The 26860-nt window shown below is 64.5% G+C and carries 22 protein-coding genes and 2 pseudogenes; 12 read left to right on the top strand and 12 right to left on the bottom strand.

The annotated features are described in order from the left end of the window. Nucleotides 1-54: 54 nt before the first annotated feature. Entirely contained in the window at nucleotides 55-966 is a 912-nt protein-coding gene (locus tag BN1132_RS19635; RefSeq protein WP_042077757.1) for a GNAT family N-acetyltransferase, read from the bottom strand. A gap of 265 nt (nucleotides 967-1231) precedes the next feature. Then, complete coding sequence (locus BN1132_RS11740) at nucleotides 1232-2269, bottom strand: alkene reductase (RefSeq protein ID WP_042077755.1); 1038 nt, start codon at nucleotides 2267-2269, stop codon at nucleotides 1232-1234. Nucleotides 2270-2433: 164 nt separating this feature from the next. Here BN1132_RS11740 and BN1132_RS11735 point away from each other — a divergent pair, with 164 nt between their 5' ends. Together BN1132_RS11735 and BN1132_RS11730 are read left to right on the top strand one after the other, a co-directional pair. Continuing rightward, entirely contained in the window at nucleotides 2434-3003 is a 570-nt protein-coding gene (locus tag BN1132_RS11735) for a TetR/AcrR family transcriptional regulator (protein WP_042077753.1), read from the top strand. A 102-nt stretch (nucleotides 3004-3105) separates the two neighbouring features. Further along, nucleotides 3106-4518, top strand: coding sequence for a DUF2252 domain-containing protein (locus BN1132_RS11730; protein ID WP_042077752.1), 1413 nt, complete (start codon nucleotides 3106-3108; stop codon nucleotides 4516-4518). A 243-nt stretch (nucleotides 4519-4761) separates the two neighbouring features. Here the strand turns inward: BN1132_RS11730 and BN1132_RS11725 are convergent, their stop codons facing one another. Beyond that, nucleotides 4762-5673, bottom strand: a complete 912-nt coding sequence (locus tag BN1132_RS11725; RefSeq protein ID WP_042077751.1) for a LysR family transcriptional regulator — start codon at nucleotides 5671-5673, stop codon at nucleotides 4762-4764. A gap of 145 nt (nucleotides 5674-5818) precedes the next feature. Between BN1132_RS11725 and aguA the strand changes: the two genes are divergently transcribed. Further along, the gene (gene aguA, locus BN1132_RS11720; RefSeq protein WP_042077750.1) at nucleotides 5819-6916 is read left to right on the top strand and encodes an agmatine deiminase; all 1098 of its coding nucleotides are present in this window, start codon (nucleotides 5819-5821) and stop codon (nucleotides 6914-6916) included. A gap of 136 nt (nucleotides 6917-7052) precedes the next feature. Next, nucleotides 7053-8756 carry an amidase gene (locus BN1132_RS11715; protein WP_042077748.1) on the top strand — a complete coding sequence of 568 codons (1704 nt, stop codon included), beginning with the start codon at nucleotides 7053-7055 and terminating at the stop codon, nucleotides 8754-8756. Nucleotides 8757-8813: 57 nt separating this feature from the next. On the opposite strand, the gene BN1132_RS11710 is transcribed toward BN1132_RS11715, so the two are convergent. Then, nucleotides 8814-9929 (bottom strand): PIN domain-containing protein, encoded by a 1116-nt coding sequence (locus BN1132_RS11710; protein ID WP_052447020.1) that lies wholly within the window; start codon nucleotides 9927-9929, stop codon nucleotides 8814-8816. A gap of 458 nt (nucleotides 9930-10387) precedes the next feature. Here BN1132_RS11710 and BN1132_RS20515 point away from each other — a divergent pair. Beyond that, nucleotides 10388-10468: pseudogene (locus BN1132_RS20515) on the top strand (subclass B2 metallo-beta-lactamase); the annotation flags it as partial. A gap of 90 nt (nucleotides 10469-10558) precedes the next feature. On the opposite strand, the gene BN1132_RS11705 reads toward BN1132_RS20515, so the two are convergent. The 3 genes from BN1132_RS11705 to BN1132_RS11695 all read right to left on the bottom strand — a co-directional run bounded on the left by BN1132_RS11705 (nucleotide 10559) and on the right by BN1132_RS11695 (nucleotide 14019). Beyond that, complete coding sequence (locus tag BN1132_RS11705) at nucleotides 10559-11848, bottom strand: ferredoxin reductase family protein (protein WP_042077747.1); 1290 nt, start codon at nucleotides 11846-11848, stop codon at nucleotides 10559-10561. Between the two features lie 236 nt (nucleotides 11849-12084). Next, entirely contained in the window at nucleotides 12085-13338 is a 1254-nt protein-coding gene (locus BN1132_RS11700) for a DEAD/DEAH box helicase (protein WP_042077745.1), read from the bottom strand. A gap of 174 nt (nucleotides 13339-13512) precedes the next feature. Continuing rightward, entirely contained in the window at nucleotides 13513-14019 is a 507-nt protein-coding gene (locus BN1132_RS11695) for a hypothetical protein (RefSeq protein WP_042077743.1), read from the bottom strand. Nucleotides 14020-14166: 147 nt separating this feature from the next. Here BN1132_RS11695 and BN1132_RS11690 point away from each other — a divergent pair, with 147 nt between their 5' ends. Further along, the gene (locus BN1132_RS11690; RefSeq protein WP_042077742.1) at nucleotides 14167-15075 is read left to right on the top strand and encodes an SAM hydrolase/SAM-dependent halogenase family protein; all 909 of its coding nucleotides are present in this window, start codon (nucleotides 14167-14169) and stop codon (nucleotides 15073-15075) included. A 264-nt stretch (nucleotides 15076-15339) separates the two neighbouring features. Continuing rightward, a complete protein-coding gene (locus BN1132_RS11685; protein WP_042077741.1) occupies nucleotides 15340-17235 on the top strand; it encodes a PhoX family protein in 1896 nt (631 codons plus the stop codon). Nucleotides 17236-17453: 218 nt separating this feature from the next. On the opposite strand, the gene BN1132_RS11680 is transcribed toward BN1132_RS11685, so the two are convergent. After that, entirely contained in the window at nucleotides 17454-19403 is a 1950-nt protein-coding gene (locus BN1132_RS11680; protein ID WP_042077740.1) for a MacB family efflux pump subunit, read from the bottom strand. 2 nt (nucleotides 19404-19405) lie between these two features. Beyond that, complete coding sequence (locus tag BN1132_RS11675; RefSeq protein WP_042077739.1) at nucleotides 19406-20563, bottom strand: efflux RND transporter periplasmic adaptor subunit; 1158 nt, start codon at nucleotides 20561-20563, stop codon at nucleotides 19406-19408. A gap of 148 nt (nucleotides 20564-20711) precedes the next feature. Here BN1132_RS11675 and BN1132_RS11670 point away from each other — a divergent pair, with 148 nt between their 5' ends. Continuing rightward, nucleotides 20712-21392, top strand: a complete 681-nt coding sequence (locus tag BN1132_RS11670) for a response regulator transcription factor (RefSeq protein ID WP_042077737.1) — start codon at nucleotides 20712-20714, stop codon at nucleotides 21390-21392. 14 nt (nucleotides 21393-21406) lie between these two features. Then, nucleotides 21407-22726, top strand: a complete 1320-nt coding sequence (locus BN1132_RS11665) for a HAMP domain-containing sensor histidine kinase (RefSeq protein WP_244462934.1) — start codon at nucleotides 21407-21409, stop codon at nucleotides 22724-22726. Between the two features lie 90 nt (nucleotides 22727-22816). On the opposite strand, the gene BN1132_RS11660 is transcribed toward BN1132_RS11665, so the two are convergent. The 3 genes and pseudogenes from BN1132_RS11660 to BN1132_RS11650 form a co-directional block, all read right to left on the bottom strand. Then, nucleotides 22817-23221 carry a DUF6515 family protein gene (locus BN1132_RS11660; protein WP_042077735.1) on the bottom strand — a complete coding sequence of 135 codons (405 nt, stop codon included), beginning with the start codon at nucleotides 23219-23221 and terminating at the stop codon, nucleotides 22817-22819. Nucleotide 23222: 1 nt separating this feature from the next. Further along, nucleotides 23223-23516, bottom strand: coding sequence for a hypothetical protein (locus tag BN1132_RS11655; RefSeq protein WP_042077734.1), 294 nt, complete (start codon nucleotides 23514-23516; stop codon nucleotides 23223-23225). 112 nt (nucleotides 23517-23628) lie between these two features. Beyond that, a pseudogene (locus tag BN1132_RS11650) lies at nucleotides 23629-24099 on the bottom strand (LbetaH domain-containing protein); the annotation flags it as partial. 222 nt (nucleotides 24100-24321) lie between these two features. On the opposite strand from BN1132_RS11650, the gene BN1132_RS11645 reads away from it, so the two are divergent. The 3 genes from BN1132_RS11645 (at nucleotide 24322) to BN1132_RS11635 (ending at nucleotide 26361) form a co-directional block, all read left to right on the top strand. Further along, nucleotides 24322-24963, top strand: a complete 642-nt coding sequence (locus tag BN1132_RS11645; RefSeq protein WP_042077732.1) for a ribonuclease T2 family protein — start codon at nucleotides 24322-24324, stop codon at nucleotides 24961-24963. 70 nt (nucleotides 24964-25033) lie between these two features. Beyond that, nucleotides 25034-25318 carry a Pathogenicity locus gene (locus BN1132_RS11640; protein ID WP_042077730.1) on the top strand — a complete coding sequence of 95 codons (285 nt, stop codon included), beginning with the start codon at nucleotides 25034-25036 and terminating at the stop codon, nucleotides 25316-25318. Further along, nucleotides 25315-26361: an NAD(P)H-dependent flavin oxidoreductase gene (locus tag BN1132_RS11635; protein ID WP_042077729.1), complete on the top strand. Its 1047-nt coding sequence runs from the start codon at nucleotides 25315-25317 to the stop codon at nucleotides 26359-26361. The genes BN1132_RS11640 and BN1132_RS11635 overlap by 4 nt, the downstream gene beginning before the upstream one ends. Nucleotides 26362-26860 lie beyond the last annotated feature (499 nt).

The following is a 26860-nucleotide window of genomic DNA, read 5'->3' as shown; positions in this document are numbered from 1 at the left end:
CGGCGTCAGATGTGAATAAAAGACAGGAAGCCAAGGGGTTGGGGGGATAGGGATCTACTCCAGCTCAAGCACCATGCAGATCTCGCAGGCGTCGTGGCCGGTGCAGCCGAGCGGCCCCGGCAGGTGCTCGAAGCCCAGGGATTCGTAGAGCGCGGTGGCTTCCCGCAGCACGGCCGTGGTCTCCAGGTAGCAGCGTTGGTAACCCAGGGTGCGCGCCTCGGCCAGGGCCTGCAGCACCAGCCGCCGTCCCAGCCCCAACCCGCGCAGGGCGGGGAGGAAGTACATCTTCTGCAGCTCGCAGATCTCCGGATCTCCCGCCAGCGGCGCTATGCCGCCGCCGCCGAGAATGGCGCCGTCCGGCCCCTCGATCACCCAGTAGCGGCTGCGCTCCCCCTGGTAGGTCTCGTGGAGGAAGTCGAGATTGGGATCCGCCACCCCGTAGCCCTTGTCGGCGGTGAGGCCGTACTCGGCGGAGACGGCGCGCACCACGGCGGCGATATGGGGGTTGTCAGCCGGGGTGATGGGACGGATGCGATGGCCCTGCTGGCGGCGGGCCCGGGAGAGGGCGCTGCGATAGAGCCGCATCCCCTCCCAGATCCGCTCGCACTCGGCGGGGGATAGCTGGGCCAGGGCCCCGGCCATGGTCTCGTCCATCTGCCGGTGCAGCTCCTCAAGTTGCCCCTTGCCCTGTTCGGTGAGGCTCGCCTCCTTGCTGCGCCCGTCCGAGGGGTGGGGCTGCCAGGCGATGAGCTCCCGCTCGGCGAGGCGGGCCAGGGGGCGGCTGGCGTTGGACTTGTCGATGCGAAGGCGCTCGGCGAGCTGCTGGTTGGTGGCGGGGCCGTTCTCCAGCTCGATGAGCAGGTGGGCCTCCAGGGGGCTCAGGGCCAGGGAGCCACACTGCTGGGAGAGCATGCCGAGTTCGCGTACCAGTTCCCGTGACAGGGCGCGCAGGGGGCGGGGATCCATGGATTCAGTTTCCTTCTGAGGGTTTTGGTTGTCGTACGCAACCAATAACATTTTTTGGTTGTTGATGACAACCATTTTGCGGGATTAAGGGAGTGAGCGGGCAGAAAAAAGGGCCCGGGAGAGGGGCCCAAACATTGGAAACCCGCGCCAGGGCGCGGACTCCATCCTTGGTCAGGAAAAGGCAGGCTGCGGCGGCCAGACCCCTGTATCGCCAGGGGCTGGCGGCTGATGCCCGCTCCGCCGGCTCGGTGGGCGCTGCGCGGTTTTACACCAGCTCGGCCAGCATGGTGTCGGCATAGGGGGTCAGTGCCTCTCCCTGCTTCACCTTGGCGAGGTAGTCCGGGTTGGCGATGAGGGGGCGACCGATGGCGACTAGGTCGAAGCGATCGGCCTCGATGGCCTCGGCCGCGGTCTCGGCGCTGTAGTTGCCGACCCCGACCAGATGGCCGTCGTAGTGGGCACGCAGGTAGTCGGAGGCGCGGCCGTCCAGGTAGTCGAAGGTGAGGCTGTCATCGAAGATGCCGAGGTGCACATAGGCCAGGGTGCGCTGGTTCAGCTCGGCCAGCAGGTGGTCGAACACGGCGCGATCCCGGGCATCCCCTTCCAGGTGCACATAGGCGCCGGGGGAGAGGCGAAGGCCGGTGCGATCCCCGCCGATGCGGGCATTGATGGCGTCCACCACTTCCAGGGCGAAGCGGCTCATGTTTTCGGGGCTGCCGCCGTAGTTGTCGGTGCGCAGGTTGCTGGCGTGGTGCAGGAACTGATCGATGAGGTAGCCGTTGGCGCCGTGGATCTCCACCCCGTCGAAGCCCGCTTCGATGGCGTTGGCGGCGGCCTGGGCGTAATCCTCGACCAGCTGGGCGATCTCGCTCTCGGTCAGGGCGCGGGGCACCTGATAGACCAGCTCGCGCATGCGCGGCACCGTGCCCTCATGGGCGACGGCGGAGGGGGCCAGCACTTCGGCGTGATGGAAGAAGGGGTGGGAGAGGCGGCCCACGTGCCACAGCTGGGCGAAGATCTTGCCGCCTCTGGCGTGCACGGCGGCGGTCACCTTCTTCCAGCCTTCCACCTGCTCGGCGCTGTAGAGCCCCGGGGTGTTCGGGTAGCCCTGGCCGTCCGGGCGGATGATGGTAGCCTCGGAGATGATGAGGCCGATGTCGGCGCGGCGGCCGTAGTAGGCGGCCATCTGCTCGGTCGGCACCAGGCCCGGGCCCGCCATGCAGCGGGTCAGGGGGGCCATCATGAAGCGATTGGCCAGGGTGAGGGTGTCGTTCAGGCGATAGGGTTGAAACAGGGTATCCATGGGGTTTGTCCTTGGGGATGATTCTTGAACGGGCATTCAAGACGTTTTTTGGTTTGTGTGCAAGTCTTTTTTGAGCAAGCATTCAACATGGATTGAAGGGAATGGCTGGGGTAAACTTGCCGCCCTGTTTTCCCGCCCCACGACACCTTGCCAACGGAGACCCCATGCGCACAGCCGAATTTGATCGGGATCTTGTCCTGCGAAGCGCCATGGAGGCGTTTCGCGCCAGAGGCTATGCCAAGACCACCATGCAGGAGCTGGTGGCGGCGACCGGCCTGCACCCGGGCAGCCTCTACGCGGCGTTTGGCAACAAGCGCGGCCTGCTGCTGGCGGCGGTGGATCACTATGTGGAGGAGAAGTGCGCCCTGCGCCGGCGCTGCTTCGAGCAGGCGAGCCCCCTGGCCGGGCTGCATGCCTACTTCACTCGGCTGGTGGACGATGCGCTGCAGGGCGCCTGCCTGGTGACCCGCACCCTGATGGAGCTGGCGGAGCAGGACGAGGAGCTGCACCTGCGTTGCAAGGCCATCTATGGCGAACTGGAGCGCGATCTCGCGCAGCAGCTGCAACGGGCAAAGGCGCTGGGGGAGCTGGCGCCCGGGCGGGACATCCCCACCCTGACCGCCTTCCTGCAGGTCAATATCCAGGGGCTCATCACCTTCGCCAAGTGCCACCCGGACCCTATGCTGCTGGAGGGGGTCGTCACCCAGTTGATGGCGGCCCTCGTCCTTCGCTGACCCCTCTCGCACGGCCTTCTTCGGCCGATTTTTCCCCGTCCTGCCTTGCTCTCGTCCGCCCCATCTTCCATCTTCATGGGACAGTGTCAGGAGCAAGCGAATATGGCCAAACCATCGAAGTCCCAGGCGATGCTGATGCATTTCACCGCCCCCCGTCTCTCCATCGAAGAGCGCTTCGCCGCCGGCAAGCAACTGCGCGATCGGGTGCCCCGGGAATCCCATTGCCTGCTGCCGGATCCCTCGCACGGGCGGGATCCCATCGCCGTGCTCAAGGCCCAGGCCGCCACCCGGGTGCAGCGGCTGGTACCGGTGCGCCACGCCAGGATGCAGGAGTCCCCGTTCGCCTTTCTGCGCGGGGCGGCGGCCATCATGGCGGCGGATCTGGTCGACACGCCGCGCACCGGGCTCATGGTGCAGGCCTGCGGCGACATGCACGTGGCCAACATAGGCCTCTATGCGAGCGCAGAGCGCAACCTGGTGCTGGCCATCAACGACTTCGATGAGACCCACATCGGGCCCTGGGAGTGGGATCTCAAGCGGCTCGCCGCGAGCGCCCTGGTGGCGGCCGACTTTCTCGGGGCCAGCGCCGCCCGACAGCGGGAGGCGGCCAGAATGACGGTGGCCGGCTACCGCACCCGGCTGCGGGAGTACGGCAAGATGGGCTTCATGCACGTCTGGTACGATCGCATCGATCAGGCCTCAGTGCTCCACGCCTTCTCCGAGGATGCCCACCGCAGTGTCGAAGCCGCCTTCGCCAAGGCGAGGGGGCGCAATCACCTGCAGGTGCTCGGCAAGATGACGGATCTGGTGGACGATCAGCACAGGATCCGCGAGATCCACCCCTTCGTCATCCGCGAGACCCACACCGAGGATGGGGAGCCTGTCTACGAGGTGCTCGGGGAGCTGCTGGAGGCCTATCTGGCCTCCTTGCCGGAAGACAGGCGGATCCTGCTGCGCCGCTACCGGGTCGTGGACGTGGTGCGCAAGGTGGTCGGGGTGGGCAGCGTGGGCACCCGCTGCTGGGTGATACTGCTGACGGGGGCCGACGACGACGATCCCCTCTTCCTGCAGGTCAAGGAGGCCCAGCCCTCGGTGCTGGCGCCCTACTTCACCTCGGAAGATGACAGCGGCAGCCAAGGGCGGCGGGTGGTGCGGGGCCAGCGCCTGATCCAGGGCTCGCCGGACATCTTCCTCGGCTGGTGCGAGCTCAGGGGACGCCACTTCTACGTGCGCCAGCTGCGGGACATGAAGGGGGGCATCGACATCACCCCAGGCATGGTCAGGCCCCGCCACTTCGTCGAATACTGCCAGCTCTGCGGCTGGGCCCTGGCGCTGGCCCACGCCAAGTCGGGGGACGCGGCCCGCATCGCCGGCTACCTGGGCAAGTCGGACGTGATGGACGAGGCCATCGCCGAGTTTGCGGTGGCCTATGGCCAGCGTACCCGGGAGGATCACCGCCGCCTGCAGGCCGCCATCGCCCTCGGCGAACTGCCGGTGGCCAGCGAGGCCCGGTGAGCGTTTTCCCTCACCCTGGCCCTCTCCCGGAGGGAGAGGGAACCGATCGGGGGAGCGTTGAGAGTGAGGCCCGAAATAGGCCAAATTGCCGAAGAGCGGGAGTCTTGGAGTCTTGGCGCCTTGAGCCTTTTTTGTCTTGGCGTGTCGGTTGCCCCCAGTTTTCCACTTAACGCCGATCCGCTCCCTTCTCCCCTCGCGGGAGAAGGGTTGGGGATGAGGGGGAGGTGCTGCCAGACGCAGCGCTTATCCCGGATTCACCAGCTCCTTCATCAACGCCTTCAACCAGATCAACGCCGGCTGCTGCGCATGCACCGGGTGCCAGACGCAGTTGAGGTGGTAGTCCGGCACGTCTTCGGGCAGGGGCAGGCTCCTGAGCGGCCAGTGGCTGGCCAGCAGCTCGGCCACCATGCTGGGCAGCACCAGCAGGTGGTCGCTCTGGCTGACGATGGCGGCGGCGGACATATAGCTCTGGCTGTTGACCGAGATGGTGCGACTGAATCCCAGCGTCTTCAGATAGCGATCCAGGCTCGCCTCCGAGGTGCCGAGCGGCGAGTGGAACACATGGGGCATCTCGATAAGCTGCGACAAGGTGATGCGCTCCTCCTCCAGCTCCAGGGTGGCGCGCACCAGCCCGGCCAGGGGCTCGGTGAGCCAGGTCTCCTTGCCGAGATACCCCGGCACCTGCATGTACTCGTCAAACCCCAGCACCAGGTCGATTTCGCCGCTCGCCAGCTCCGCCTCCGGCAGGGTGTCGCGCAGGATGCGGATCTCGATGGTGACCCCGGGCGCGAGCGTCCTGAGGCGCTGGATAAGCGGCGGGATCAGCACGCACTCCACGTAATCCGTGGTGCAGAGCACGAAGCGGCGCTTCGACTGGCTCGGCGCGAACTCGTCCTCCTCGGACAGCTGCTGCTCCAGCAGCCGCAGCGCTTGCTGCACCCCCAGGTGCAGGCGCTGGGCGCGCGGGGTCGGCAGCATCCCCTGGGGAGTGCGCACCAGCAGCGGGTCGCCGAGAAAGGTGCGCAGCCGGTTGAGGGAGTGGCTCATGGCGGGCTGGCTGATAAAGAGCGATTCGGCGGCGCGGGTCACGCTCCCTTGCGTCATCAGGGCGTCAAAGGCGAGCAGCAGATTGAGGTCGAGCTGGTGCAGTTTCATGGAGGATTATTCGCCGTGCTTATGGGACAATCCATCCTATTCATTTGATGGATGGGCGCGCAACTTCTTACACTGCGACCCACTCTTATTTTTCCAGGGTTCCTGCATCAATCCGGGGGCCTCAATCCATGCAAGGAGCCTTGCGATGAGCATCAAGACCATCAACTCCATTCCGGCCGCCGACGGCTTCACCATGCCCGCCGAGTGGGCGCACCAGCAGGCCGTCTGGATGATCTGGCCGTTCCGCCCGGACAACTGGCGCGTCGCCGGTCGCTTCGCGCAAGCCACCTTCGCCAAGGTGGCCGATGCCATCGGGCAAGCCACCCCGGTCTTTATGGGGGTGCCGGCCCAGTTTATGGAGCAGGCTCGCGCCATCATGCCCGCCCACGTCACCCTGGTGGAGATGGCCAGCGATGACTGCTGGGCCCGCGACACCGGTCCCACCGTGGTCACCAACGCCGCCGGCGAGTGCCGCGGGGTGGACTGGGGCTTCAACGCCTGGGGCGGCCACAAGGGCGGTCTCTACTATCCCTGGGATCAGGACGAGAAAGTGGCGGCCCGGATGCTGGAGCAGCACGGCATGGATCGTTACGCCGCGCCGCTCATTCTGGAAGGGGGCTCCATCCACGTGGATGGCGAAGGCACCTGCCTGACCACCGCCGAGTGCCTGCTCAACGAGAACCGCAACCCGCACCTGAGCAAGGATCAGATCGAGGCTCACCTGCGCGACTATCTGGGTGTGAAGAGCTTCATCTGGCTGGACGAAGGCGTCTACATGGACGAAACCGACGGCCACATCGACAACATGTGCTGCTTCGTGCGTCCGGGTGAAGTGGCCCTGCACTGGACCGACGACGAGACCGATCCCCAGTACGCCCGCTCCCTGGCCGCCCTCAAGGTGCTGGAAGCGGCGGTCGACGCCAAGGGTCGCAAGCTGAAGGTGTGGAAGCTGCCCCAGCCGGGCCCGCTCTACTCGACCTTCGAAGAGTCCGCCGGCGTCGAGAGCGGCACCGGTGTGCCGCGCGAGGCGGAAGGTCGTCTGGCGGGTTCCTACGTGAACTTCCTCATCACCAACGATCGCATCGTCTACCCGCTGCTGGATGCCGCCACCGACGGCGAAGCCCAGCGCATTCTGGAAGAGATCTTCCCGGAGCATAAGGTCGTCGGCGTACCGGCCCGGGAGATCCTGCTGGGCGGTGGCAATATCCACTGCATTACTCAGCAGATCCCCTCCGGCAAGTAAGAACCTGTTCCAAGCCAGCAGAGATTGGTATTCAAAACCCCACGCCGTGGGGTTTTATCCCTTGATGACGTGATGGTCGCAGGCGCCGATGCGGCGATCATCATGACAAACAGTCACCCTTTTACAGGAGATCCCCATGATCGAAGTGACCGAGGTTTCCATTGCCGAGCTGCGTGCCGCGCTCGAATCGGGCCGCACCACAGCGGTCGAACTGGTCGAGGCCTATCAGGCGCGGATCAAAGCCTATGACGGCCCCGAGACACAAACCCGCCTCAACGCCGTCGTGGTGCCCAACCCAGATGCCCTGAAAGAGGCGCAAGATTCTGACGCCCGCCGTGCCCGTGGCGAGACCCTGGGGCCGCTCGACGGCATCCCCTACACCGCCAAGGACAGCTACCTGGTCAAGGGGCTGACTGCCGCCTCCGGCAGCCCGGCCTTCAAGGATCTGGTGGCCCAGCGCGATGCCTTTACCGTGGAGCGCCTGCGCGCCGCCGGGGCCATCTGCCTGGGCAAGACCAATATGCCGCCCATGGCCAATGGCGGCATGCAGCGCGGCGTCTATGGCCGCGCCGAGAGCCCCTACAACGCCGACTATCTGACCGCGCCCTTTGCCTCCGGCTCCTCCAACGGTGCCGGTACCGCCACTGCCGCCAGCTTCGCCGCCTTTGGTCTGGCCGAAGAGACCTGGTCGAGCGGCCGTGGCCCGGCCTCCAACAACGGCCTCTGTGCCTACACACCATCACGTGGCGTCATCTCGGTGCGCGGCAACTGGCCCCTGACCCCGACCATGGACGTCGTCGTGCCCTACGCCCGCACCATGGCCGATCTGCTGGAAGTGCTGGATGTGGTCGTCGCCGACGATGCCGAGACTCGTGGTGACCTGTGGCGGATGCAGCCCTGGGTGCAGCTGCCCAAGGCCTCCGAGGTGCGTCCGGCTTCCTATCTGGATCTGGCTGCCAAGGCCGATGCCCTCAAGGGCAAGCGCCTCGGCGTGCCGCGCATGTTTATCAACAAGGATGAACTGGCGGGCACCAGCGACAACCCCGGCATCGGCGGTCCGACAGGTCAGCGCATCCATACCCGTCCGACCGTGATCGCTCTGTGGGAGCAGGCCCGTCAGGCACTGGAAGCCGCGGGCGCGGAAGTCATCGAAGTGGACTTCCCCCTGGTCTCCAACTGCGAAGGGGACAGACCCGGCGCGCCCACCGTGTTCAATCGCGGCATCGTGAGCCCGGAGTTTCTCAACGACGAGCTGTGGGAGCTCTCCGGCTGGGCGTTCGACGACTTCCTGCGTGCCAACGGCGATCCCAAGCTTAAGCAATTGGCCGATGTCGATGGCCCCCAGATTTTCCCCCATGATCCGGGCACCTTGCCGAACCGCGAGGGGGATCTGGCGGCGGGCATGGACGAGTACGTCAACATGGCCAAGCGCGGCCTGAAACGCTTTGACGAGATTGCCTCGGTACCGGACGGCCTGCGCGGTCTGGAGCGGACCCGCAAGCTGGATCTGGAGGACTGGATGGACGGGCTCAAGCTCGACGCCGTGCTGTTCCCCACCGTGGCCGACGTGGGCCCGGCTGATGCGGACGTGAATCCGGCCTCCGCCGATATCGCCTGGAGCAACGGCATCTGGGTGGCCAACGGCAACCTCGCCATTCGCCACCTCGGCGTGCCGACCGTCACCGTCCCCATGGGGGTCATGGCCGATATCGGTATGCCGGTGGGCCTGACCTTCGCCGGTCGCGCCTATGACGACAACAACCTGCTGCGCTTCGCCTCGGCCTTCGAGTCCACCGGCAGCAAGCGGATGGTGCCGCCACGCACGCCGCCGTTGGGGTAAATATCCCGAATTGGTCTGGTGATAATGATAAAATCCACCCGTTATACGGGTGGTTTTTTATTCTTCATAGTCATCAGGATCATAAGACGACTCTTGAAGAGTGATCTCGGCGTCGTCCATATCTAAAGATATTAGGGAATCAATAAATTCAATGTCATCTACTGTGGCGCGAGCAATAAGCTCATCATCATAATTTAGGCTCACATCGACGAATGTTTTCTCTTTGTGATTAATATGTAATCTGTCGGTGACTATGAAAACATATTCTCTGTCTTCAGGATCCCACGGAGAGTTTTCATAATTTGCAGCTGAATATTCTGCACTCACCGAAATTTCAATTTCCAATTCGTAGGTCGCCCTATGTGGGCTAACTTCTATAAGGTTTTTGTCGACTACGCTTACTTGGGTAACAATAATACGTTCGATATCGACATCTAAGTAATAGCTGCTGTCCGGATAAAACTCCATATCTGAAAGTTTAGCGTGAATGGTTTTTATAATTTCGGATTCAAGTCTAGTGAACACCTTATCCGCAAAAGATACCGGTTCGCTTAATTCAGCTTCATTTCTTATAACTAAGTCAATTAGCTCATCTACGGTTTTTAGATGAAAAATATTTTCATATTGCTCTGCATATGCCTTCATATCTCCATCGCAACTAATTACATAAAGTAGATGCTCTCTTTCCTCACTTACTTTGCGCACAGCTTCTAAAGCAAATGCATCAGGAAACTCATTCTTTTTGTTTTCTCCACAGAAAGGTGGAAGACTATTGAAGTAGTTTTCAAAAACAATTGATGCATCAACAATGTTTATTGGGACAATCTCAGCATTACTAATCGTTAAAAATTTATCAAATGCATCCATCAGAATCTTGTTAATGTCATTTTCTTTTAGGGCTGAAAAAATCCCATGACAATCAAGAGTTGGAGTGTTTCTGAGAATCATTGCCTCCTTCTGAGCCTTTTTTATGGTGCTGGCTGCTTTTTTCGCTTTCTCTTTCAGGTGTTTTTTAACCTCCTGAATTGTTACTTCGGTTGTCAGTAAGTGTAATTTTCTTTTTTCCAAGAAACCGCAGAGCTGATCCAATTTATGAGAGTCAAATTGAAAGTTTTTGTTTTCGAATGCTGACGTGTCAATGAAAATAAGCCTGCTTTGGAGTTCCATGGCCATAAGTGCTCAAATTGTCTGCCTAAGAGTAGATTTAGATTGATTTTTTCTGCCTTAATAGTAAATTTAAAAAAGCTAAACCTTGTCCTCTTTAGAGGGCTGCATGTTCGAATAGCGAAGCGTATTCGGACGCTCGCGAATCGGAGGCCGTTGGTTCCAGGGTTTCCTGCCGGTCTTGCCATGACTCGGTGCGCGGTGGTATGCGGACGATTACGCTGCGCTAATCGTCCCTACATCAGGTGTTGATTGCGTATGTCGAGTCCTTACCTCTCTCCATTCCCCGCATTGCCAACCGCCATCTTTGTCGTGACTCGCTGCTGATTTCTCCTGACGTCCCTCGACTTCACCCTGGCTTCACACAGCCTCATTTTCCCCTCACATATCCCTTCTATCTTCTGCCCACTGATAAATGGGCCCGCTTGCCACAGAGTGGCGAGGGCCAACGAGAGGGGAGCAAGACGATGAAATCCTGGATCAAATACGGGCTGGCCGGGGCCTTGATACTGGTGGCGAGCTTCTGGGGCGGCAGCGTGCGGGCGGCGGGGGCGTGGCCCGCTCAAGGGGGTCCGTGCCCGCCCGTCTCCCAGTTTCCCTAATATCAGGCCAATGACTGAACGCGCCGGTCTGGCCCGTCAACGGAAGCGGAACAGCTCCCGGTGCAGCGGGGCTGCCAGATGGGCATCCAGAGTCTGGGCCATGGGCTCGGGGCCGCAGAACCACACCGGGGTGTGCTGGCGTTCACCCAGGGCGGCGAGATCCAGTCGGCCGCGCTCTGACTCCAGATACAGCCGGTAGTCGACCCCGGCCCGGCGGCACAGCTCGGCCAGCCGACTGTGATAGGGGGCGGCCTCGGCGGTGGGGGCGCATTGCAGCAAGGTGGTGCCCGGGCGTGTCTCGCCACGGCGCACCAGGGCTTCCAGCCAGGCGACGAAGGGGGTGATGCCGATACCGGCGCCCATCCAGAGCGCGGGGGCCGGGTCTGGCAGGGCGAAGGCGCCATAGGGGCCGGTCACGATGACGGCATCCCCCACCTTGAGGTGCTGGTGCAGCCAGCGGGTGTGATCCCCAAGGGCGCGCACCGCCAGGGTCAGAGAGCGGTAGTCTGCCGAGACATCCACCAGGGTGTAGGGATGGGGCTCGCCGCGCCCGGCAAAGTCGAAGAAGGCGAACTGTCCCGGACGATAGCCGTGCAGGGGCGCGGTGAGGGCAACCCGGATCTCCAGGGTGCGCTCATCCAGGGGGGCGAGGGCGCTGACCGTCCCCTGGTGGCGCTCGTTTTGGCCCACCCGGCCAAACAGGGAGTAGAGCGCCCCCAGGGCACCCAGCCCGCCGCCGATAAGCAGGGTCAGGCCGACCGGGGTCAGGACGCCGATGCGCGGCAGCAGGCAGAGCCCGTGCAGCCAGCCCATCAGATAGATGACGGGGGCCAGCCGGTGAACCACCCGGAAGCGCTCGTAGCGCACCACCGCCAGCAGGCTCACCGCTACCAGGGCCAGCAGCAGATAGAAACCCCATTCCCCCAGGGTATTGCCGAGTTCGTGCCACAGGGCATCGCTGCCTGCGCCTGCGCCTGCGCCTGCGCCAGCGCCACGGCGTGCCGGCCGGGTCAGCCAGTCGGCGGCGACGGCCCACTTGGGGGCTTCCACCAGCAGCCAGTGGGCTATCAGGGTGCCGGTGGCCCAGAGGGCGCTGCTGCGGTGCAGGCGCAACATGCGATCCAGCCCGCCGCACCAGGCCTCGAGCCTGGGCAGGCGCAGGGCCAGCAGCAGGGAGAGGGTCATGGCGCCAAGGCCAAGCAGACCGGTCAGGATAAGCAGCTCGTGGCGCCAGGGCCAGACGCTGGTGGGCCACTGGGTGAGACCAGAGAGCCAGAGCAGGATGAGGGTCAGGGGCAGGGCCCAGACGAGGGATGCGGGTTTCATGATGTCCTCCTTGTGCCATGCCTTTATTTCACGCCTGCTTTGTGGCGAAAGTGTGCCCCTTCACTACCTCTTTTGTAGCAGAGTGTGGCAAGGCTCTGCCCGGGGGCGGTCTGGTCAGGGGAACAAGAGGGAGAGAGCAAGAGAGGGGGGTCGGCGGCGCCAGGGTTTCTCCCCGGGCCGGCGCGAGGAAAAGGGGAGCACCCGTGCTTTGGGGCTCCCCCGCAAGATCCTCCATGTCAGGGCTTGTGGCCCTTGCCGCCCTTGTTGCCCGCGAGGGCCTGCTTTCTGGCCTTCTGCTTCTGGGCGCCCTTGCTGGCGCGGCGCGGCTCGGGGTCGAAGCGGGTGAGATCCGGTTCAAAGCCCGGGAACCACTGCTGGGGCAGACGGGTGTCGAGCACTGCCTCCACCTTCTCTAGAAGCGGCGCGTCTTCCGGGCTGAACAGGGTGATGGCGAGCCCCTTGTTGCCGGCGCGGCCGGTGCGCCCGATGCGGTGGACATAATCCTCGGGCTGATGGGGGAACTCCAGATTGATCACATGGTTGAGATCGCTGATATCGAGGCCGCGAGCCGCCACGTCGGTGGCCACCAGCGCCTGCAAGGTGCCGGCGCGAAACGCCAGCAGCACGTTTTCCCGCGCGCTCTGTGACAGATCCCCGTGGAAGGCCAGCGCATTGATGCCCCCCTTGCCAAGCTGCTGGGCCAGCTTGTCGGCCCCCTGGCGAGTGCGGCTGAAGATCAGCGCCGGTGCCCAGCCCTTCACGGTCAGCATGTGTTGGACCAGTGCCACCTTGCGCTCCCCGTCCACCGCATAGACCCGCTGCTCCACCTCGGCCGCCGTGGTGTTGCGCGGTGCCACTTCCACCAGCGCCGGGTCGCGCAGCAGCACCTTGCAGAGGGCAAAGAGGTTGTCGTCGCAGGTGGCCGAAAACAGCAGGGTCTGGCGATCCGCCGGGATTTGCTTCAGCAGCGCCTTGATCTCGTCCATAAAGCCCATGTCGAGCATCCTGTCCGCCTCGTCAAACACCAGATGACGCAGTTCGGCCAGCGTGAGCGCCCCCTGGCGCAGGTGATCGAGCAGGCGGCCCGGGGTGGCGATGAGGATATCCACCCCGGCGTTCAGCGCCTCCACCTGTGCGGCGATGCTCACCCCGCCGTAGACCAGCGTGCTGGTGAGGTCGGTGCCCCTGGCGTAGCGAGTGACGCTATCAAAAACCTGCACCGCCAGCTCGCGGGTCGGCACCAGCACCAGGGCGCGGATGGGGCGGGGGGCATCGCTCGTCGGGTGTTGCAGCAACTGCTCCAGCAGCGGCAGCACGAAGGCGGCGGTCTTGCCGGTGCCGGTCTGGGCCCCTGCCAGCAGATCGCGGCCTGCCAGGATGGCCGGGATGGCGGCGGCCTGGATCGGGGTCGGCGTGGCGTAGCCGAGCTCGCTCAGGGTCTGCTGCAAACGGGGGGAGAGCGCCAGGTCGGCAAAGGAGGCGTTGGACATAGGGGCACCAGTATGGGGTTATCGCGGCCAGGGGCCGAGACGGAAACGATCAGAGTGGCCGGCATGGTAACAGATACAGCGGCACGGGCAGAAGGCGGACCGGTGGGGCCGCAGGGTCAGATGCAGTGAAATACCTCTGCCAGCGCCTCGGCTGACCCTTCATGCCGGGCTGGCTCAGTCAACCAGGGCGACGCTACCTGCATCCAGGTGGTGCATCCACTCCCGCAGGATCAGCAGGGCGGCGGCGACGCGCCTCTCCCTCGGCAACTGGGCGGAGGCGAGGGGATCCCCCTCCACCATGGCGGCCAGCTGGCCGAACAACCGCTCTATGTTCTCCCGGCTCTGCACCCGGTTGCCGAGCACCTCGGCCAGGGGCACCGGGCTTTGCAGGTGCAGCACGGGGTGGGGCGGGATCCGTGCCGCGAGGGGCATCAGCACATCCTCCACCACCATGATGGCCTGCTCAAGCTCGAGGGGGGTCAGCAGATCCTCCGTTACCGGGATGGCTTGCTCCAGCTCCAGGGCGCTCGGCGGGTCCCGGCGAAACGGACCCGGGGTCAGGGCATCCAGCCCCAGGGCCAGCGAAAAGGTCTGGCTGACGCCGTCCGCCCCGCTGATCTGCACCCGGCTCCGGGTCTCCCCCAGGCTCAGCAAAATGGTGTCGCGTTTCTCTACTGTCATGTGGTGCGCTCCTGTCGTCGGATGCCCATGGATACACCCGAGCGGGCCGGATTGGCGAGTCTTTTCCCCCCATTCGGGCATCAGGGGTTGCAAAGATCTCCTTGAGTGGCAATCTGGACGTCCAAACGTCTTGATAGGAGCCCTGACATGGATATTCGTATCGTCCCCCGCGCCCTCGTGCTCGCCCTCTCTCTGGTGGGGGCGAGTGCCCTTGCCAACGAGGCCCTGGTGTTCCAGACCGACTTCGGTCTCAAGGATGGCGCCGTCTCCGCCATGAAGGGGGTCGCCTTCGGGGTGGACCGCACCCTGCCGCTCCATGATCTGACCCACGAGATCCCGGCCTACAACATCTGGGAGGCCTCCTACCGCCTCTATCAGACCCTGCAATACTGGCCCGAGGGCACCGTCTTCGTCAGCGTGGTGGACCCCGGTGTCGGTACCGAACGCAAGTCGGTGGTGCTCAAGACCAGGAGCGGCCACTACATCGTCAGCCCGGACAACGGCACCCTGACCCTGGTGGCGGAGCACTTCGGCATCGACACCGTGCGCCAGATCGACGAGAAGACCAACCGCCTCAAGGGCTCCGAGAAGTCCTATACCTTCCACGGGCGCGACGTCTACGCCTACACAGGCGCCCGCCTCGCCTCCGGTGCCATCAGCTTCGAGCAGGTGGGGCCCAAACTGCCTGCCGAGGTGGTGACCATCCCCTATCAGCCTGCTGTGGTCGAGCAGAATGGCACCCTCAAGGGCACCATCCCGATCCTCGACGTGCAGTACGGCAACGTCTGGACCAACATCGACGAGGTCCTGCTCGGCAAGGCGGGGATCCACAAGGGGGACAACGCCTGCATCAGGATCAGTGAAGGGGATGCGCTGAAATACGAGGGCAAGGCCCCCTACGTCAGCAGCTTTGGCGATGTGCCACAAGGCCAGCCCCTGGTCTACCTCAACAGCCTGTTACAGGTGTCGGTGGCCCTGAACATGGACAGCTTCGCCGCCAAGCACCAGGTGCAATCCGGCGCCAACTGGCATATCAGCCTGAAGAAGTGCGGCTAGCGGGAGGCTGCCAGCGAGTGCTATCCGGTACAAACGGGCAGATCTGTCTGAAGAAGCGCGGCTAGGGTTCACCCCTTCTGTCGGCGATACGTCTTTCGGGGTGGTGGGACTCGTGTCCACCGCCCCTTCTCCTGGGCGGTGGCGCCTTGTCGGGCCAGGCGGTTATCTCATCGCTTGTCATCCTTGTTTAATAAAGTGCCCCCATGCTGTGGCCGGACGCAGTGATTACGCAATGACGCCAGCACAGAGAACAAGGAAAAGCCGATGAGCCGTTTTGACGAGAGAGACAGCGCCAATCATCCCCGGGAGCAGGAGCCGGAATTCAACCGCCTCATCGAGGCCGGCCTGAGCCGCCGTGGTTTCCTGAAGGGAGTGGGCGCCGCCAGCATGGTGGCCTTCTTCGCCGCGAGCCCCGTGGCCCGCGCCGTGGCCGCCGCGACCCGGCCGCTGCTCGGCTTCCAGGCCGTGCCCGCCTCGGTGGCCGACACCATAGTGGTGCCGCCCGGCTACCGGGCCGAGGTGCTGATCGCCTGGGGGGATGCTCTCTTCCCCGATGCCCCCGCCTTTGCCCAGCGCAACGATGCCAAGGCCCAGGCCCGCCAGTTTGGCGACAACAACGACGGCATGAGCTTCTTCCCCCTGGGCCCGGATCGCGCCCTGCTCGCCGTCAACAACGAATACACCAACTACGAATATCTGTTCGCGGATGGCGGCAAGACCCTCAGTGCCGAGGCGGTCGCCAAGGCCCAGGCGGCCCACGGGGTCTCCCTGGTGGAGCTGGCGCGCATCGATGGCAAGTGGCAGGCCAACCCCAAGGGGGCCCTCAACCGCCGCATCACCGCTACCACCCCCATGACACTGAGCGGCCCGGCGGCAGGCCATGCCCTGCTCAAGACCCAGGCCGATCCCGAGGGGCGCACCGCCCTTGGCACTTTCAACAACTGCGCCAACGGCCAGACCCCCTGGGGCACCTACCTCACCTGCGAGGAGAACTTCAACGGCTACTTCGGCAGTGCGGGCAAGCCGGTGCTGGACCAACGCGCCGCCCGCTACGGCCTGGCCGCCGAGGATGCAGGCTTTGGCTGGCACAAATTTGACGAGCGGTTCGATCTCGCTAAGCATCCCCAGGAGCCGCACCGCTTCGGCTGGGTGGTGGAAATCGATCCGCAGGATCCCGCCTCCACCCCGAAGAAGCGCACCGCCCTTGGCCGCTTCAAGCATGAGAATGCGGCCTTCACCGTCAACCAGGATGGCCGCGCCGTGGTCTACCTGGGCGACGACGAGCGGGGCGAGCACATCTATCGCTTCGTCTCCAAGAACCAGGTGGCGCCGGGCAATGACCCCGCCAACCGGGATCTGCTGGACGAGGGCACCCTCTATGTGGCCCGCTTCGAGGCCAGGGAGGGGGAGCTCAGGGGCACAGGCCAGTGGCTGCCCCTGGTACACGGCCAGCACGGCCTGACCCGGGAGAACGGCTTCGCCGATCAGGGGGAGGTGCTCATCTTCGCCCGGGAGGCGGCGACCCGGCTCGGTGCCACCACCATGGACAGGCCCGAGTGGGTGGCCGTGCATCCCCACAGGGCAGAGGTCTACTGCACCCTGACCAACAACAAGAACCGCGGCATCAAGGAGAACCAGCCCCTGGACGGCGCCAACCCCAGGGCCGAGAACCCCTATGGCCAGATCATCCGCTGGCGTCCGATGGGGGACGATCACGGGAGCGACAGCTTCGAGTGGGATCTCTTCCTGCTGGCGGGTAACCCAGGTGTGCACAAGGAGGGGCTGATGGCGGGCAGTGCCAACATCCACGCGGAAAACATGTTCAACAGCCCGGACGGCATCGGTTTCGACGAGGCGGGGCGGCTCTGGATCCAGACAGACGGCGACTATTCCAACGAGAAGCAGTTTGCCGGCATGGGCAACAACCAGATGCTGTGCGCCGATCCCGCGAGTGGCGAGGTGCGCCGCTTCCTGACCGGCCCCGTGGCCTGCGAAATAACGGGCCTCACCTTCACGCCTGACTGGCGCACCATGTTCGTCGGGGTGCAGCACCCGGGGGAGGAGGGGGCACCCTCCCACTTCCCGGACGGCGGCACCGCCATCCCCCGCTCCGCCGTGCTGCGGATCACCCGGGACGATGGTGGCATCATCGGCGCCTGATGGCCCGGGATAACCGCCTGGCCCGTGATGAAAAGAGCCGCCTTCGGGCGGCTCTGTCGTATGCGTGGCGGGCGGGAGACAAAAAAGACCGGGTACAGGACCCGGTCAAAGAACCCGCGCAGTCTGGGAAGAAGTGCGGGCGTTCAGGCTTGGTGGCGGGGCCGGGCATCGGCCCCCGATCCGGTGTCGGGGTGGCATCACCCCGGCGTCAATGCGGGCTATTCGCGCTCCAGTGCGTGGATGGGATCCAGCCTGGCGGCCCGACGGGCCGGGGCGAAGCCGAATATCACCCCGATCAGGCTGGCGCAGAGGCAGGCCACCCCCATGGCGGCAAGGGAGTAGCTCATCCGGACGTCGCTGCTGAAGTGGTCGAACAGCTGGCCCAGCAGCAGGGAGAGGGCGATGCCGAGCACGCCTCCCAGCAGGCAGATCAGCACGGCTTCAATCAGGAACTGCTGCTGGATGTCCCGGGTCCGGGCGCCGACCGCCATCCGCACCCCTATCTCCCGGGTGCGCTCGGTGACCGAGACCAGCATGATGTTCATCACCCCTATGCCCCCGACGATCAGGGAGATGAGCGCGATGAGGGCGATCAGCGTGGTCAGGGTGGCGCTGGTCTGGCTGATGGTCTGGCGGATGCTGTCGGTGTTGAGCAGGAAGAAGTCCTGGCTGCCGTGGCGCAGGGTGAGCAGGCGGCTGATGCCGTCCTGGGCTGCGTCCAGGCTCACCTCGTCCCGCACCCGCACGCTGATGCTGCGCAGATGGCTCTGCCCTAGCATGCGGCTCATGGCGGTGGTGTAGGGGATCCAGACATTGAGGGTCTCGTCGCTGCCAAAGCCGCTCTGGTTCTTGATGGCGACCCCGATCACCCGGCAGGGCAGATCCCCCAGCAGGATCACCTGGCCCAGGGGGGACTGGGCCGGGGCGAACAGCTTGTCCCGGGTGTGCTCGTCGATCACCACCTCCTGGGCCAGGCTCTCCTCGCTCTGGCGATCGAAGCCCATGCCCTGGGCCAGACGATAGCCCCTGACCTGGAAGAACTGGGCGCCGACGCCGTTGATGGTGCCGGAGACGGCGGTGCTGCCAAGGCGCAGGGTGGCGCTGGTACTGAGGCTGGGGGTGACGCTGTGCACGTAGTCCAGCCGGGCGATGGCCTCGGCGTCCCCGATCCGCAACGTCTCTATGGTAGCGGAGCGCATGTCCCCGAAGCCGCGGCCGGGGAACACCTCCAGGGTGCTGGTGCCCATGGCGTTGATGTTCTCCAGCACCCGCTCCCGGGAGCCCTGGCCGAGGGCCACCACGGTCACCACCGAGGCGATACCTATGATGATGCCGAGCATGGTGAGAAAGGTGCGCAGACGCTGGGCGACCATGGCCTTGAGGGCCATCTGCAGGGCATTGCCGAGCCCCGCCATCAGCGGGGTTTTCCCCCTGGCGGACGTCTTGGTGGCGGCCTGGGTCGCCTGGGAAAGGGCCAGTGGTTCGCGCGTGCGGCGATCGGTGATCACCCGGCCATCTTTCAGTTCGATGATCCGCTCGGCGTGGCGGGCGATGTCCATGTCGTGGGTGACGATCACCAGGGTGTGGCCCTGGCGATGCAGGGCCTGAAGGCTCGCCATCACCTCGGCGCCGCTCTGGCTGTCGAGGGCCCCGGTCGGCTCGTCGGCCAGGATCACCTCGCCGCCGTTGATGAGGGCCCGGGCGATGCTGACCCGCTGCTGCTGGCCGCCGGAGAGCTGGCTCGGCTTGTGGCTGAGCCGGCTGGCGAGGCCGAAGCGGGTCAGCAGGGCCTCGGCCCGCTGGCGTCGCTCGGCCGGATCCAGACCGGCGTAGAGGGCGGGGACCTCCACGTTGGTGCGGGCATCGAGATCCGCCAGCAGGTGATAACGCTGGAAGATGAAGCCGAAGTGCTCCCGGCGCAGGGCGGCGAGCTCGTCCCGGCTGAGGGTGGCGGTGTCGCGTCCGGCCACCAGATAGGCCCCCTCGCTCGGCTGATCCAGGCAGCCCAGCAGGTTCATCAGGGTGGATTTGCCGGAGCCCGAAGCGCCGACGATGGCCACCATCTCCCCACGGGCGACCGCAAGATCGATGCCGTCGAGCACGGTGACGGTGCGCTCCCCCTCTTTGAAGTGGCGGCGGATGCCCCGCAGCTGCAACAAGGCGCCCATGGTCACATCCCCATGGGGGGCGGCATGCCCCCGGCGGCGTCGCTCTGGCCCGCGCTCACTTCGCTGACGATCACCCGCTCACCGGTGCTCAGGCCCGACAGGATCTGGGCATCCACCTTGTTGTTCAGGCCGACCTTGACCCGGCGCAGGCTGATCCTGCCTCCGTCGTCGACCACCCTGACCTGATCCCCCTGCAGGGCGATGGCCGGGATCACCAGCGCATCCTTGAGCCGGGCGACCACCAGATAGACCTGTGCCGTCATGCTGATCCTGAGCTGGCCGTCCTGGTTGGGCACCTCGAACAGGCCGTGATAATAGATGGCGCTGCTGTCGCTGCTGCTGGTGGTCGTGTCGTCGTTGATGGTGTCGGGGGCGGGCTCGATGGCCCGCAGGGATCCCTCGAAGCGGCGCTGGCTGTTGCCAAGAATGGTGAAATAGACCGGCATGCCGACCCGGGTGTTGATGACGTCGGCCTCGGAGATTTTGGCCTCCACCGTCATGGTATCGAGCTGGGCGATCTTGAGCAGGGTGGGGGTGCTCTGGCTGGCGTTGAGGGTCTGCCCCTCCTCCACCGGCACGGCCACCACGGTGCCGGAGAGGGGGGCCAGGATCCGGGTATACCCCAGGTTGACCCGGGCGGTGTCCACCGCGATCCCGGCTTGCACACGCTGGGCCTGGAGGGCCCGGATATCGGCCAGGGTCTCGTCCAGGGTCGCCCTGGCGCTGTCATGGTCGGCCGTGCTGCCAAGGCCTCTAGCGACTATCTGTTGCTGGCGCTGGTACGCCAGGCGGGCATTGCGAAGGGTGGCCTCTTTGGAATCCAGCTGGGCCTGGAGGTTGTCGCGCTGGGCCAGGGCATCCTTGAGGGCGTTCTGCTGGGGCAGATCGTCGATCTCGGCCAGCAGCTCCCCCTGTTTGACTGCCTGACCCAGGGTTACGTGCAGCCGCTTGATCTGGCCCGACACCTGGGCACCCACGCTCACCTGCTTGCGCGCCTTCAGGGTGCCGTCCGCCATGATGAGCTGCTCCAGATCCCGGGTCTTTGCGGTGGCGGTGATGTAGTCGCTGGCGGGGGCCTTGGCCTGAGGGCGCCAGGCCAGCAACAGGGCGAGGGCGCACAGGGGCAGCAGCCAGAACAGACGAGGGGAGAGCTTGGGCATGACAACCTGTATCCTGAATGACGATCACGGCGGCACTCTACCCCAGAGCCGGGTTAAGGCTCTTTGCGCCAAGCGTAAGGGTTTCGTAAAAATGGCTGCCAAGGGCGTGGCAAGGGGCGAAAATGGCCGCCGACAAGGGAGACCGCATATGAAGATCCTGCTGGTGGATGACGATGCCGAACTGGGCGCCATGTTGAGTGAATACCTGGGGGGAGAGGGGTTTGACACCACCCAGGTGCTGACCGGAGGGGAAGGTGTGCACCATGCCCTCTCCGGCCGTTACAGCGCCCTGCTGCTGGATGTGATGCTGCCCGACTTGAGCGGCACCGAGGTGCTGCGCCAGGTGCGCCAGCGCAGCCGCCTGCCGATCATCATGCTGACCGCCAAGGGGGACAACGTGGATCGAGTGGTGGGACTGGAGATGGGGGCCGATGACTATGTGCCCAAACCCTGCTATCCCAGGGAGCTGGTGGCCCGGCTGCGGGCCGTCCTGCGGCGGGTCAACGAGGGGGGGAGCGCACCCCCCTCGCCGGATGCCCTCATCCTGGGGGATCTGACGGTCACCCCGGCCAACCGGGTCTGTCTCTGGCAGGGGGAGCCGCTGGAGCTGACCGCCACCGAGTTCAACATGCTGGTGTTGATGGTGCGAGCACCGGAGCAGGTGGTCACCAAGGACACCCTCTCCCTGCAAGGGGTAGGGCGCCCGCGGGAGGCCTATGATCGCAGCGTCGATGTGCACATCTGCAACCTGAGGCAGAAACTGCAGCAGAAGGCGGGGGAGGCCGTCACCATAGAGACGGTGCGCAGCATAGGGTACAAGATACGGTGATCCTCAAGGGACGTTTGTTCTGGAAGATACTGCTGGGGTTCTGGCTGGCCATAGTGCTGGTCAGCCAACTGCTCTGGCTCGGTTTTCGTGCCGAGCGTGAACCCCCGGAAAAGCACCTGGCCCAGCAGTTGGCGAGTCAGCATTTGGAGATGGCGGCAGCCGTGTTGGCGCAGGGGGGAATCGAGGCCGCGACGGCATTGAGCCAGGCCATGTCGCCGCCGTTGCTGCAGATAACCCCCCTCGATGTCTCCGATGCGCCCCCCCGGCCAGCGCCCCAGGCATCCAGGCCGCCTGTCCCCGGGGAGCCGGGCCCGGGCACCGTGCTGACACGCACCGTGATCGCCAGCGACGGGCAGGCCTATCTGCTGCAGACCAGAGTGGACTCGCGCGTCCTCCCCGGCGGGCCAGCGCCCGGCCCCCACTCCTGGCTCAACATTCCCCCGCCCATGCTCTGGATTGGCGGCCTGGGGGGACTCTTGTTCAGCATTCTGTTCGCCTGGCATCTGACCCGGCCCATGAACGCCCTGCGGCGCAGCTTCGATCGGGTAGCCAGGGGGGATCTGGGGGTCAGGCTGTGGCCCGCCCTGCGCTGGCGCCGGGACGAGCTGACGGAGGTGGCGAAGGAGTTCGATCTCATGGTGGAACGGTTGCAGCAGCTGGTCGAGGGGCGCGAGCAGCTGCTTCACGACGTCTCCCACGAGCTGCGATCCCCCCTGGCCCGCATCCAGATGGCCATCGGCCTGGCGGAGCAGCGCCCGGAGAAGGCGAGCGACGCCCTGGCGCGGATCCGGCTCGAGACGGAGCGGATGGACAGGATGATAGGGGAGCTGCTGACCCTCTCCCGTGCCGAGCAGGGCCACGGGCTGGCGCAGAGCCACTACGACCTGCTGGCGCTGGTGGAGACCGTCGTCCAGGATGCCAGGTTCGAGGCCCAGCAATCCGGGGTCGAGATCGAACTCGAGCAGGCGCTGGGGGAGGGTTGCCTCCTGCTGGGGCATGCCGAGCTGGTGCGCCGCGCCGTGGAGAACGTGGTGCGCAACGCCCTGCGCTTCTCGCAGTCGGGGCAGAAGGTGAACGTCAGCCTGATTCGTCTGGGCCAGGAGGTGCAGCTCTCCATCGCCGATCGGGGGCCCGGGGTGGAGGAGGGCAAGCTGGCGGGGATCTTCGATCCCTTCGTGCGCATCGGCTCACCCCGCATGGGCAAGGGCTACGGGCTCGGGCTCGCCATCGCCCGCAAGGCGGTGACCCTGCAGGGCGGCACCATCCAGGCGCGCAATCGCGCACAGGGGGGGCTGAGGGTGACCATGACGCTGCCCCTGCATGAGCCGTCCTGAGGTACGCGGCTCGGGCTGGAGTGGGGTGAACACCCCTGTAATGAAAGAGGGGGCCAAGGCCCCCTGCTCGTATCTGTTCCACCGTGCGATTCAGCGCAGCGCCGCCGGTGGCGGCACCTCGGTGTAGCGCCCGTCTATTTCCCGCAGGTAGTAGTGACCCTCCCTGACGTAATAGCGGCGGCCATCCAGATCCAGGGGGACCAGGCCCGACTCCGCTGTGACCAAGACCTGAGGGGGTGGAGCAACCACCACGTAGTGGTTCTCCTGCCGACGGTAGAAGATGCCGTCGAGCACATAGTAGGTGAGCCCCGCCAGCAACAAGGTTTCCACCCCTCCCGGCAGCCTGTCGACGCGGTGGCCGAAGCCGGGGCCAGCCCCATGGCCGTACTGCGGGGCAGGGCTCTCCCACCCGCCCGGCCTGCCCATGTTACCCGCCATGGCGGGCAGGGCGATGGCCATGGCAAGCAGCCAGAGTGAGGGGAGGCGCAGACTCATCTCACTGCCCCTTGAGCGGCGCACCGGCGGGCTGGGGTTTGAGTGGCTGGGGCGGCAGTTCGCGCACGCTGACCATGACCTCGTAGCGGGTATCCGGCTTGGCGGCATCAATGTTTTTGGACAGTGCCTGTGCCAGGGCCTGGGGATCCGCACCCTGCTTGCTGGCGTGATAGAGCACGGAGGGGGGTTGTGCCATGGGGCCTCCCTGGCGGGCGCCCATCGGGGGCGGCATCTCGCCGGCATGAAGGAGCGTGGTGCCCAGCAGGAGGGCAAGGGCGATGGGGTAGCGTGACATGATGATGACTCCATTGATGGGAACGCCCCCATCAAACGCGACGCGTGCGCCCGGCTCAACCACCTTTACACCCTCTTTTCGCCCCCTTTACAGTTGTGACAACGGGCGCCNNGACGCGCGGGATCTGCGCCAGATCGCTCTGCTGGTTGATGCGGGTGGTGGAGGGGACATAGAAGCCGGGGGGAATATCGCAGCCATCGACCACGGAGTTGTGGCGCACCACGGATCCTTCGCCGATGTGGCAGTTGAACAGCACGCTGTTGAAGCCGATGAAGACCCGGTTCCCCACCTCGCACGGTCCGTGGACGATGCTGCGGTGGGCGATGGAGCTGTACTCGCCGATGGTGACGGCGGCGCCGGATTTGGAGTGGATGACGACGCCATCCTGAATATTGGAGTTGGCGCCGATGACGATGGGTTCCATGTCGCCGCTCTCGTCCACTTCGTCTGCGCGGATCACGGCATAGGGGCCGACAAACACGTTCTCCTTGATGATCACCTTGCCACAGATGATGGCGGTCTTGTCGATATAGGCGGATTCGTCGATAACGGGCAGGTGACCTGAGGGATTCTTGCGGATCATGTTACGTCCTGTTGCTGATGAAATCGGGGAAAAGTGGCGCGTCATGAAAGGCCCGCCGGAGAGCCAGCTTACGCCTCTGATCCGGCAGGGGAAACCTTTTACTGGTCTGGCCCATCTTTCATAGGGGCATTGCTCATGGTTGTTCTTTGACTCCCTGTTATGGGAGCATGAGGGCGCGAAATGGGGCGCCGCCGGGTTCAAAGAAATGAGGAGGATCGAGAGATGAAGCAGGTCATGGTATGGCTGGTGGGGTCGCTGTTGTGGATCTCCGCCGCACAGGGCAAGGGCCGTGCGGGGGAGTTTGACTATTACGCCATGGCGCTCTCCTGGTCGCCGGAGCACTGCGCCATCAAGCCGGCGGATCGGGAGCAGTGCGCCCGCAAGCTGGGGTTCGTGCTGCACGGCCTCTGGCCCCAGTATCAACGTGGCTACCCCAGCGACTGCACAAGCGAGGGGCTGGATCCTGCCATGGAGCAGCAGTTTGCCGGGCTCTACCCCAGCCGCTTCCTCTATCGCCACGAATGGGAGAAGCACGGCACCTGTTCCGGACTGAGCCAGGAGGCATTCCATCAACTGGCCAGCGATCTGCGCCAGAAGGTACGGATCCCGGCCGCCTATCAATCGCCGGAAGAGCCGCTACGCAAGAGCAGCTTCCAGCTCAAGGCCGATCTGGCTAGCGCCAACGACTGGCTGGCCCCCGATAACATCACGGTGGCCTGCGCCGATGGGGGGCGATTCCTGCGGGAGATCTATGTCTGCATCAACAAGCAGGGGACGGATGCCGTCCCCTGCTCCGACGAGATGCAAAAGCGGGAGCGCCGCTCCTGTGGTCAGCCGGACTTCCTGCTGCGCAGCGTGCGTTGAACCCGGTGATCCCTGTCAGGCCCCTCGCGGGCCTGATGTGCAATGAACCATGTGGCAAGGAGTCTGATGGATGAAAGGCAACGAAGGATTTTCGGGCGAGGAGCGGGCACTGCTGCTCGCCGTGAAAGGCGTGGGGCCCACCGTCATCGGGCGGCTCGAACAGCTTGGCTACCATAATCTGTCGGCATTGGCCGACGCCGACACGACTCATATCGTGAAACTGGTCGCCAGCATGTTGGGTTCGACCTGCTGGCAGAACAGTCCCCAGGCCCGCGGAGCCATCGACGGGGCCATTGCGCTGGCGCGCAGCCAGGTCGGTGGCATCGCTTCCGAGCGGCAAGAGGCGACATCATGACGCTGTTTGCCGAACTGGGGCTGTGCTACCCCATCATTCAGGCGCCCATGGCGGGTGTGCAGAACAGTACCCTGGCGATGGCGGCGACCAGAGCCGGGGCTCTGGGATCCCTGCCTGCCGCCATGCTGAGTGGTGCCGAGCTTCGCCAGGAGCTGAGCCGCCTCGCCGCCAGCGGGCCAGGGCCATTCAACATCAACTTCTTTTGCCATCGGCAGCACGAACTGGAACCGGCAGCAGCGCAGCGCTGGCGCCAGGTGCTGTCACCCTATTACACCGAGTTCGGGGTGGATGCCGCTGCGCCGTCGCGCGCTCCCGCTCGGGCCCCCTTCAATGACGAGCATGCGGCCCTGCTTGCAGAGTTCAGACCTGCCGTGGTCAGTTTCCACTTCGGCTTGCCCGAGCCCGAGTTGCTTGCCCAGGTAAAAGCCACAGGCGCCAAAGTGCTTGCCAGCGCCACCACGGTGGCGGAAGCGCAGTGGCTTGCTGACCACGGTGCCGATGCCGTCATCGCCCAGGGGCTGGAGGCGGGTGGCCATCGCGGTCACTTCCTCGCCGAAGATCTCAGTCTGCAGCAGGGTACCTTTACCCTGCTGCCCCAGGTAGTGGCGGCGGTGGATCTCCCTGTCATCGCGGCGGGGGGCATAGTCGACGGCAAGGGGATCCGGGCCGCGCTGGTGCTGGGGGCCAGCGCCGTGCAAATGGGTACGGCGTTTCTCTGCTGTCACGAGGCTACCACCTCGGCTCTGCATCGGTCGGCTATCCGCAACGAGGGCTGCCATCATACCGCCCTGACCAACCTGTTCAGCGGTCGCCCGGCGCGGGGTATCGTCAATCGCCTGATGCAGGAGCTGGGGCCGTTTTCGACCCTGGTTCCGGAGTTTCCCCATGCCAGCGGTGCACTGGCCCCGCTGCGAGCCGCAGCCGAAAAGGCGGGTGACAGCGGCTTCTCGCCACTCTGGGCCGGGCAGAATGTCTCGGGTTGCCGCTCCCTGGCGGCAGCCGAGCTGATCGCTGCCTGGGTTGCTGATGCAGGACTGGTCTGAGCGTCACTTTGCGATTCTCTTCCTTTATATACGGATTGATATCGTCAGCAGCACTTCGAACAGGAGGCGGTCAGAGAGGGGCAGGAGGTAATAGAGCGCAGAATGAAGCCCTCTTTGGGTGTGCTCTGTGGATAAGGTTGTATAAAAGCTGTGCCTTGATATGAATAACTAAGAATTGGCTTTTTTTTGCAATTTTAGTGCGGTGAGGGCTTGCCAATGTGATCAATGTCTCTATAATGCGCCTCCATCGACAGGGCAAGCGGCAACGCAGAAAACCACGTCGATAACCTCGAAAAGCCTGTGAAAATAAGGCTTGACTCGAGAAGGCGGTTGAGTAGAATGCCACTCCCGCAGCAGCCAAAAGCTGCGTCGCTCTTTAACAATTTGAATCAAGCAATCTGTGTGGGCACTCACAGCATCGAGCATCAAAAACAATTTTTGATTTTCAATGTCTGATGAAGTGACCAAAGCAACTTTTAAGTTGCAGCAGTTAATTCAG

Source organism: Aeromonas sanarellii (genome assembly GCF_000820085.1).
Taxonomy (GTDB): domain Bacteria; phylum Pseudomonadota; class Gammaproteobacteria; order Enterobacterales; family Aeromonadaceae; genus Aeromonas; species Aeromonas sanarellii.
Note: the sequence above shows the minus strand (reverse complement) of the source record. Positions and strands in the feature narration are given on the sequence as shown.